Origin of the sequence: Pseudomonas sp. PS01303 (assembly GCF_029959385.1) — a bacterium.
Lineage (GTDB): Bacteria > Pseudomonadota > Gammaproteobacteria > Pseudomonadales > Pseudomonadaceae > Aquipseudomonas > Aquipseudomonas rustica.
In genome coordinates, this window is record NZ_JASCPK010000064.1 from 22359 (window position 1) to 31712 (window position 9354).

The window sequence follows — 9354 nt, forward strand, 5'->3', positions numbered from 1 at the left end:
CTGTAGAGGACACCACAGCAACCCGAGTTCAAACCGATCCGTGTAGTAGCTGCCGGAGGCTGCGATCTTTTGATTGTTTAGCCAGCGAGATCAAAAGATCGCAGCCTTCGGCAGCTCCTACAGGGGTTTGTGGTGTTTGGATAATTAGTAGCCGGTCATTTCCAGGTAGCCCTGGCCCGGGTGACTGCCCGTGATGTTCACCGGGCCTTCCCAGTAGGGGATGCGCAGGTTCATCCACGCTTTGGGGTTGAGCGCGTTGACCTGAATATCGAGGTGTTTGTCGGGGATGCTGATCACCCAGCGGATCGGCATTTTGCGCCCGGCGACGTTGGCGGTGTCTTGCGGTGTGAGGGTGATCTGATCGCCGCTCAGGGTTTGCGTCTGGCCGTCGGCGGCGATCCAGGTGCCGGTCAGGTATGGCGCGCCATCCTTCTGGCGGGTGCGAAAGAGCATGACCTTTTCACCACTGTCCAGATGCAGAGAAAGCCAGTCCCAGCCCGTCTGGTTGGCGCTCAGCGGTTGGCTGCTCCACTCGCGATCCAGCCACGCCGGGCCGCTGACGGTGTAGGTCTGCCCATCGATCTGCAACGTACCGTTGGCCTGAAAAAACGGCTGACTGTAGTAATACGACGCCTGCCCTTCTGCGGATTTGCGGCTGAAGCCTTTGTCACCCTGCAACACCAATGGGCGATTGGCGGTGAGGTGCAGTTGATAGGCGAAATCTCTGTCGCGAGCGCTGAGCTGTAGATCGCTCAAGGGATCGGCAGCCTGACTGCTAAACCGCCAATCATCGATCCACGCGTCAAACGGCGCCACGCGAACGCCGGCCTGGCCCACGCCACCGCGTGCATAACGTTCGGCGGCGTGATGTGCAGACGCCGACGTCACCGCCGCATGCCCCAGCCAGATCACCTGATTGCTCCAACCCGACTGCTCCGGCACGGGTTTCAGGGCGCTGCGAAACAACGTCCATTGCACGCCAAACTCGTTGCCCTGCTGATCCTTGAGATTGGCGGTGACGTACCACCACTCGATGCGAAAACCATCATGCGCGCCGTGATCCGCCGGAAAACTGAACACCCGCCCCGGCACCACCGCTGTGTACGCCTCAGCCTTATCGCCCATCCCGGCAAAGCCCTGCTGCTCAGGCGCCGGTTGATCGCAACCGCCGAGCAGCAGCGCGAGCATCAGCACCACGCGGTTAATCCTCATGGGCAAACGTCCTCAACAAATCCGCCGGTTGCGTGCGGTAAAGCGAATACAGCGGCCATGCCGACGCCAATAATGTCGCCAGCAACGCCAACCCCATCAGTTGCAGCAGTTGCGACGGGAACACCCGCAATGGCAGGCGCCAGCCAAACGCCTGCACGTTGATCACCGCGTCCAGGCACCACGCCAGCGCGATCCCCAACGGCAACGCCAACACCAACGTCAGCACCGCCAGCAGCCAGGTTTGACCGAGGTTGAGCAGCATCAACTGTTTGCGCGTCACGCCCAACGCCCACAGCGGCGCGAGTTGACCGAGGCGACTCTGACTCTGGGTCAGCAGGCTGATAAACAGCGCCACGCCAGCGACCGCGAGGGTCAGACTGTTCAGCGCCGCCGTCGCCGCGAAAGTGCGTTCGAACACTTGAACCGACCAGCCCTTGAGCCGTGCCTGATCGACGATGCGGCTGTCATCCAGCTGAAACCGCGTCTGCAACGCGCTCAACAATGTTGGAATATTTTTCGGCTCGATACGCAGGTTAAAGCGGTTCGGCGTCAGTTGCGGCCAGCCGCGCAATAGGTGATTGACGTTGACCAGCAGGTGCCCTTTCGGATTGCCGTAATCGGCGTAGATGCCGACGATGCGCGGCGACCATGGGCCGTTGGGCGTGGGGATTGTCAGGTGCTGGCCGGCCTGCAGTTTCAGGCGGCGGGCGAGTTGTTCGCTGAGCATCACCGCATCGTCCGTCGCCAAATGGCCCCACGGATCGCTGCCGCTGGAATCGAGCAACGGCCAGTGCTCGCGATAATGCGGATGATCGATCACGCCGAAAACATCCGCTGGCCAGCCTTGCAGCGTCACCGACACCTGCCAGTTGGGCAGCACCGCTGCGACGTTCGGCTGTTGTCGCAGCCAGCTGTACATTTCGCGGGACTGCGCCGGATTGCTTGGGTTGATATAGAGCTCGGCGCTCAGACGTTGCTCGAGCCAATCGTTGAAGGTCTGGCGAAAACCCGAGGTCATGCTGCCGGCGCCGATGTTAGCGGCGAGGGCCAACAGCAACGCCATCAGCGCGAGACTTAGCGCCGGCAACTGCTGGCGGCAATCGGCGAGAAACCACTGACCGAGCACCGAACGACTGCGCCCGAGCAATTGATTGAGTATCGCGCTGAGCAGTACCGGCAGCGCCAGCGCGGCGCCGAGCAGCAAGCCGGCCATCAACACAAATCCGCTGGCCAGGCTGTCACCCCAGATCAACGCAGCCAGTGCAATCGCAAGCAGCACTGCCGCCAGCCAACCTTGCCGACGCAACCAGCGCGCATATTGCTGATGCCAGGCTTGCGGATCGGCCACGGCCAACAGTGGCAATCGTGCCGCGCGCAGCAGGCTGTTGCCGCCGGCGAGCAAGGCGCCGAACAGGCTCAAACCGATGCCGCTGAACCACCACCAAGGGCTCAGACGCAACTGCCCCGCCACTTCCGCGCCGTACAAACCGCGCAGGCTGGCAGCTACATCCGGCAACAACACACTGGCCAGCCAGTAGCCGCTGATCACGCCGAATACTCCGCCGATCAGCGCCAGCATGCCCAACTCAACGATCAGGCAGAGGATCAACATTCGCGCACTGACACCGCAGGCGCGCAACGTACGCAGCAGGCCTCGACGCTGTTCCAATGCGAGGCCAATCGCCGCGTGGACGATGAACAAGCCAACCAGAAACGAGAGGAATCCCAAGGCATCAAGGTTGAGATGAAAGCTCTCGGTCAGCCGCGCCAGATTGTTTTCCTCGCCGCTGCTTTTCAGCTGCAACTGACCTGTGAACGAGGCCGGCAACTCGGCGTGAAAGTCCTTGGGCAGCAACAGCCGTGACAGTTGCCCCGGCTGTTCGAGCAGGGTTTGCGCGATGCCGATGTCGACCAGCAACACACCGGGCGCCATGTCCTTTTGCACCCGCAGCGGCGGCAATGCCAGGCCGTTAACCGTCTGCGGCGTGGCGCCCTCTGCGAGGTTCAAGGCCTGCAGAGTATCCGGGGAAATCCATGTGCTGCCGGGCGGCGAGAAGAACTCGACAATGCGCTCGATCTGCATGGCCTGCCCGGCCACCGCCGAGTCCGTCGGCAGCGATACCGGCTCGATGCCCATCAATTGCAGCCGCTGGTTTTCGTGATCCTTGAGCATCAAACGGCCCTGCAACAGTGGCGACACCGGCCAACCCTGTCGACGCAGATCGACAAACCATTGCTGAGTGAACGTTGCGCCGCTCGGGGTACTCAGGCTGGCCTGCGGTTCGCCGCCGATCATCTGGCTGGCGCGGGCGTAGCTGTCGCGGGCCTGACTGTTCAGCGCTTCGACGCCGGTCAGCAAACTGGTCGCCAGCCACAACCCGGTCAGCACACTGAAAAACTGCACCGGATGGCGCCGCCAATGGCTGAGCAGCGCACGCAGGGTCTGGCGAAAAACCATCACGTCAGCCGACCTTTGGACAGCACCACGCGCTGCGCCAATTGCGCCGCGACCCGCTGACTGTGAGTAACCATCAACAAAGTGGTCGGCGTGTCATTAAGTAATTCGAGCAACAGCCGCAGCACTTCATCGCTGGTCGCTTCGTCGAGGCTGCCGGTGGGTTCATCGGCCAGCAGCAATTTCGGCTGCGACGCCAGCGCCCGGCCCAACGCGACGCGCTGTTGCTGACCACCGGAAAGCTGTTCCGGATAACGCTTGAGCAGATCGCCAAGGCCTAAACGCTGCACCAGATGCGCCTGCCAGCGCGGTTCATGACGCCCGGCGAGTCGCGCCTGAAACGCCAGATTGTCCTCAACGCGCAAACTGCCGATCAGGTTGAACTGCTGGAACACCAGACCGATTTCCGTACGCCGCCAGTTCGCCAGTTGCGCCTCGTTCATCTCCTCCAGCCGATGCTCGCCGCTGCGGATGCTGCCGTGATCGACCTTGTCCAGACCGGCCACCAGGTGCAGCAAAGTGCTTTTGCCACTGCCCGATTCGCCCATCAGCGCCAGGCTGCTGCCAGCCTCCAGCGTCAGGTCGACGCCTTGCAGCACCGGCAAGGAGCCCTGGGGGGTGGCGTAGCTTTTGAAGACGTTGCGAACCTCAAGCATGGCAAAACCTGATCAATGAACCTGCGCCAAGGATAGCGGCCCTGAATGGTTTTTGTCCGTTGACGATCACCGCCGCGCCAGAGCGCCGCCCTACCCTCTGAAACTGGTTCACCCATAACGATAAAAACCGGAGACGCCATGCAACGTTTCACTTTGAGCCCCCGCGGCCTGTTGGCCTGCCTGATCACCGCGTGTCTGAGCCAGTCGGTGCTCGCCGCCGACGCGCCCGTCGCCCCCAGCGCACAGACCATCGCCAGCAACGCCGCTGTTCTGAAGCAGCTGCCCTTCAGCGACCGCACCGATTTCGAATCCATCAGCAAAGGCCTGATCGCGCCGTTCAAGGGTCAGATCAAGGACGCCAGCGGCAAGGTCATCTGGGACGTGCAGGCCTACGACTTCCTCACCAAGGATCAAGCACCAGAGTCGGTAAACCCGAGCCTGTGGCGACTGGCCCAGCTCAATGCGCACGCCGGTCTGTTTGAAGTCAGCCCGAAGTTGTATCAGGTGCGCGGCCTCGATCTGGCCAACATGACCATCATCGAAGGTGACGACGGGCTGATCATCATCGATCCGCTGACCATGGCCGAAACCGCTAAAGCGGCGCTGGATCTGTACTACGCCAACCGTCCGCACAAACCGGTGGTCGCCGTCATTTACAGCCACACCCACGTCGACCATTTCGGCGGCGTGCGCGGGGTGATCGACGAGGCGGATGTGAAGGCTGGCAAGGTCAAGGTGTTCGCCCCGGCCGGGTTTATGGAGCACGTGATGAGCGAAAACGTGATGGCCGGCAACGCCATGAGCCGTCGCGCGCAGTACCAGTTCGGCAGCCTGTTGCCGCGCGGTGAAAACGGTCAGGTCGATGCCGGTCTGGGCAAGAGTTCGCCAACCGGCGGCACGGTCACGCTGATCCCGCCGACGGATTTGATCGCCAAGGAACTGGAAACCCGCACCATCGCCGGCATTCAATTTGAGTTCCAGCTGACGCCGGGCACCGAAGCGCCGGCGGAAATGAACATGTATCTGCCGGAGCTGAAAGCCCTGTGCATGGCCGAAAACGCCACGCAAATGATGCACAACGTCCTCACCCCGCGCGGCGCGCAAGTGCGTGACGCCAAGGCCTGGTCGCAATACCTCGACGACAGTCTGGCGCGCTACGGCGACAAGGCTGACGTGCTGTTCGCCCAACACAACTGGCCGACCTGGGGCGGCGAGCGGATTCGCACGTTCCTTGCCGATCAGCGCGACATGTACGCGTTCCTCAATGACCGCACCTTGCACCTGCTCAATCAGGGCCTGACGCCACAGGAAATCGCCGACACCATCACCAAACTGCCGGGCTCGCTCGACCAGAAATGGTACACCCGTGGCTACTACGGTTCGCTGAGTTTCAACACCCGCGCGGTGTATCAGCGCTACATGGGTTTCTACGACGGCAACCCGGCCAATCTCAATCCGCTGCCGCCGGTGGACACCGCCAAACGCACGGTGGAGGCCATGGGCGGCGGCGCTGCGGTATTGGAAAAAATACGCGAAGCCATGGCCAGCGGTGACTATCGCTGGGCGGCACAGTTGGGCAATCAGTTGTTATTCGCCGAGCCGGACAACGCCGACGCACACAAAGCGCAGGCCGAGACGCTGGAGCAATTGGGTTATCAAAGCGAGAACGCCACCTGGCGCAACATGTACCTGACCGGCGCGATGGAACTGCGCAACGGCGTTCCGCCCCATGCGGGCACGTCGGTGTCGGTGGACATGGTGCGGGCGATGAGCCCGGAGATGTTCTTTGATTATCTGGCTGTACGGCTGGACAGCGACAAGGCTGTGAGTCACGACCTGACGCTGAACTGGACGTTCGAGGACTTGCAGAAAGACTTTAATCTGACCTTGCGCAACGGTGTGCTGACGCATCGGGCCGGGCTCAATCCAGCGGCGGACGCGAGTGTCAGTTTGAGCAAGGACACGCTGGAGAAGATCAGCCTCAAGCAACAGGATTTCCCGACGGCGATGCAGAAAGGCTTGATCAAGTTGCAGGGGAACGGGAAAAAACTGGGCGAGTTGATGGGCAGCCTGGATACGTTTGGGCCGCAGTTCAATATCGTTACGCCTTAAGGTCAAAAGATCGCAGCCTTCGGCAGCTCCTACAGGTGATTGCATTCCTCTGTAGTAGCTGCCGAAGGCTGCGATCTTTTGCTTCTAAATAACCTCAACCACCGGCATCCGCCACTTCTGCTCAACCACTTCTTGCTTCGGCCCGTACAAGCGCAAAATCACATTAAACGCTCCGCTCTGCGGCGTCGGCAGCCAATTGCTCTCCTCTCCTGCCCCCGGCGAATTCGCCTGCATCCATAACGTCAGCCCACCATCCGCATCGCGCTGCAATTGATCGCGACTGCTCAAACAATACCGATCAAGCGGATTCGCCACCAACTGCCGATCCGGCAAGTCATACAACGTCAGCGACCAGAACTCACTGGCCGGCGGCAATTGCCCCGGTGCAAAACGCAGACGATAACGCCGGCCGCCCTGCAACGGTTGCCCCTGATTATCCAGACGGCTACCGGTGTAAAACGCCTCCTCAACACTGTTGCCGTAAATCCCCAGATACGCCCCGACCGCGCGATTCAGATAATTGCCATGCATCGCCTCACGGTTACCAAACAGGCCAAGCGTGGAGCGTGTTCGCGCGGCGGTCTCTTGCAGTTGCGCTTTCGCCAGTTTGATTCCGGCGGCGATCGCTTGCTGCTTTTCGACCGGCAACGCGGCGAAGTCAAAAGCCTGCCCCGGCACAATGCCGATCCGTGCGAAGCGTTCGCGCAATGCTTGTTCTGCAGGCTGAGTCGGGCACAGCGCGAGGATCTGATTAAGCACTGCGATAAACGTCGGCCCCAACCCGGTTTTGCTATCCCACGCCGGCCAGTCAATCGCCGGCGCGGCCAGCGGGCCCGGGCTGCTGGTGTACTCATGCAACCCACGCAAACGGTATTGCTGCTGCAACGCACGCACTGCTGGCATGTCGTCGGCGTTCTTCAATCCGGTACGCCCGAGCAGCATGACGATCTCGGTTTCGCTGCGCAGCACGGCTTTGATGCCCTTCGGCGTCGGCCCCTGCCAGTTCGGCCCGGCGATCAGATAATCCCCCGCCTCGCGTCCGGTGCTGAGCACGCCGACATAGGCAAAGTTATGCGTGTACTGATCGACCAGTTGATGCACGTAATAACGATCGGCATCCACCGCCGGCACGCTCAACACTTGCGGCTCAGTGCGCAGATCGAGCCAGGCCCAGGAGTAAGGCGTGTCGTTGTTCGGCGTGACGATTTCGCGATTGGCCGGGGTGTAGAGCTGGCTGTAATGGCGGAAACGATTGAAGCCGCCGACGTACTCCGCCGCGCTCGGATCAAGCAGTTGTTTCTCCATCGTCTGGTAATGCATCAGCATCGGAAAAGCGTAGATCCACGCCTCTTGCGCGACCGCTTGGGTTTCATCGGCCAGCAACCAGCGCGGCATCATCAGCCCTCCTCCGAGCACACTCATGCCACCCAACATCTGGCGACGATTGATCGTCAAACTCATGGCCCGACCCTCGCAATCGTCGGCAATTGATAACTGCCATCCAGCGCAGCGGCTTTCGGCAGGTACAAACGCAGCAGCAGGTTGAACGGGCCTTGTGGCGTAGGCAGCCAGTTGCCTTGCTCGGCCTGTGCCGGTGCGTCCGCTTGCAGCAACAGCGTGAGGCCGCCGTCGGCGTCGTAGTGCAAATCGGCGCTGCGATCGCCCAAGGCGTAACGCCCGATGGCATTGCTCGCCAGCAACTGGGTTTTACCGTCGTAAAGGGTCAGTGACCAAAAGGCGTTCACCGGCGGTAACTGCCCGGCGGGGAAATGCAGGCGATAGGTCTGGCGACCGTCGAGCAACTGGCCTTCGGCATCGTGCAGGGCCATCGGGTAAACCGCTTCGACCGCGTCGTTGGCGTAGATGTAGCGCCAGGCGACGGCAGCGCGCGTCAGGTCATCGTCAGCGAATTTGCCAATGTTGGTCGGTGATGGAAACCAGCCGTTCTGTTCTTTCGACAGTTGGCTGGAGGCCGCGCGAACCTGCTCGCGGCCGGCTTCAGCGCCTTCTGCGATGGCTTGGCGAAGGTTGTCGGCCGGGGCGAACGCGGTGCCGGGCAGAACGCCAATCGCGGCGAATCGAGCGAGTTTGGCCTGCTCGCTGGGCGTCCATTGATGCAACGGCACCAAAGCATTAAAGGTGTTGAACAGGGCCTGCGCTTCGCCGTGTTTGGTGTCCAGATACGCCGGCAACTGCAACGGCGCAGGTGCGTCGGGTGCAGCGCTGTTGGTGGCGCGGGACAACGGTTGCAGGGCATAACCCATCAGCACTTTGGCGGCGTCTTTTTGATCGGCCTCGCCTTTGACTTCGGTGCGTCCAAGCAGAAACACCACGCGACTTGGCGAACGAATCACGCCGTTGAAGCCCGTCGGCGCTTCGCCCTTCCAGTCCGGCCCGACAATCAGATAGCGTCCGGCCTGATTGCCGGTGGCGCGGGTGCCGATGTAGTCGAGGTTGTCGGTGCGCAGGTCGACCAACTGGAAGCTGTAGTAGCGATCCTCGATCGCCGGCACTTGCAGCACCATCGGCTCGGCGCGCAGGTCGAGCAAGGCGCGGGAGTAGAAGGTGTCGTTGTTCGGCGAGACGACTTTGTTGTCTTGCGGGCCGAGCAGACGCGGTTCGCTGTAGAGGCGATTGAACGGCAGTTTGGCATTGATCGCGGTGAGCACTTTGTCGTGTTCGACGGTGGCGTAGGCGAAGACGTAAGCCTCTTGTGCGAGGGCTTTGGCCTGGCTCACATCAAGGTCAGCGGCTTGAACGGTGCCGAGGCTGGCGCCGACCGCTAGAGCGGAAATCCAGTGACGCATAAACAATCTCCAGACAGAAAACAAATCCCTGTAGGAGCTGCCGAAGGCTGCGATCTTTTGATCTTGAAAAACCACATCAAAAGATCGCAGCCTTCGGCAGCTCCTACAGGGG

Annotated in this window: 6 protein-coding genes; 1 reads left to right on the forward strand and 5 read right to left on the reverse strand. The window is 61.3% G+C overall.

Features of this window, described 5'->3' with window-relative positions; all coding sequences use genetic code 11:
- Positions 1 to 144: 144 nt before the first annotated feature.
- The 3 genes from QMX93_RS17675 to QMX93_RS17685 are packed head-to-tail and all read right to left on the reverse strand — an operon-like array spanning position 145 to position 4323.
- A complete protein-coding gene (locus QMX93_RS17675) occupies positions 145 to 1212 on the reverse strand; it encodes a lipocalin-like domain-containing protein (RefSeq protein WP_282357390.1) in 1068 nt (355 codons plus the stop codon).
- The gene (locus QMX93_RS17680; protein ID WP_282357392.1) at positions 1202 to 3673 is read right to left on the reverse strand and encodes an ABC transporter permease; all 2472 of its coding nucleotides are present in this window, start codon (positions 3671 to 3673) and stop codon (positions 1202 to 1204) included. The genes QMX93_RS17675 and QMX93_RS17680 overlap by 11 nt, the downstream gene beginning before the upstream one ends.
- A complete protein-coding gene (locus QMX93_RS17685; RefSeq protein WP_282357393.1) occupies positions 3670 to 4323 on the reverse strand; it encodes an ABC transporter ATP-binding protein in 654 nt (217 codons plus the stop codon). The genes QMX93_RS17680 and QMX93_RS17685 overlap by 4 nt, the downstream gene beginning before the upstream one ends.
- A 138-nt stretch (positions 4324 to 4461) precedes the next feature.
- Between QMX93_RS17685 and QMX93_RS17690 the strand changes: the two genes are divergently transcribed.
- A complete protein-coding gene (locus QMX93_RS17690) occupies positions 4462 to 6435 on the forward strand; it encodes an alkyl sulfatase dimerization domain-containing protein (RefSeq protein WP_282357394.1) in 1974 nt (657 codons plus the stop codon).
- Positions 6436 to 6519: 84 nt separating this feature from the next.
- Here QMX93_RS17690 and QMX93_RS17695 read toward each other — a convergent pair whose 3' ends face one another.
- Complete coding sequence (locus QMX93_RS17695; protein ID WP_282357395.1) at positions 6520 to 7896, reverse strand: DUF1254 domain-containing protein; 1377 nt, start codon at positions 7894 to 7896, stop codon at positions 6520 to 6522.
- Positions 7893 to 9242: a DUF1254 domain-containing protein gene (locus QMX93_RS17700; protein WP_282357396.1), complete on the reverse strand. Its 1350-nt coding sequence runs from the start codon at positions 9240 to 9242 to the stop codon at positions 7893 to 7895. The genes QMX93_RS17695 and QMX93_RS17700 overlap by 4 nt, the downstream gene beginning before the upstream one ends.
- Positions 9243 to 9354: the final 112 nt, after the last annotated feature.

Coding starts and splice junctions, on each gene's coding strand:
- QMX93_RS17700 (WP_282357396.1), bottom strand. CDS start 9,242: ATGCGTCACTGGATTTCCGCTCTAGCGGTCGGCGCCAGCCTCGGCACC.
- QMX93_RS17695 (WP_282357395.1), bottom strand. CDS start 7,896: ATGAGTTTGACGATCAATCGTCGCCAGATGTTGGGTGGCATGAGTGTG.
- QMX93_RS17685 (WP_282357393.1), bottom strand. CDS start 4,323: ATGCTTGAGGTTCGCAACGTCTTCAAAAGCTACGCCACCCCCCAGGGC.
- QMX93_RS17675 (WP_282357390.1), bottom strand. CDS start 1,212: ATGAGGATTAACCGCGTGGTGCTGATGCTCGCGCTGCTGCTCGGCGGT.
- QMX93_RS17690 (WP_282357394.1), top strand. CDS start 4,462: ATGCAACGTTTCACTTTGAGCCCCCGCGGCCTGTTGGCCTGCCTGATC.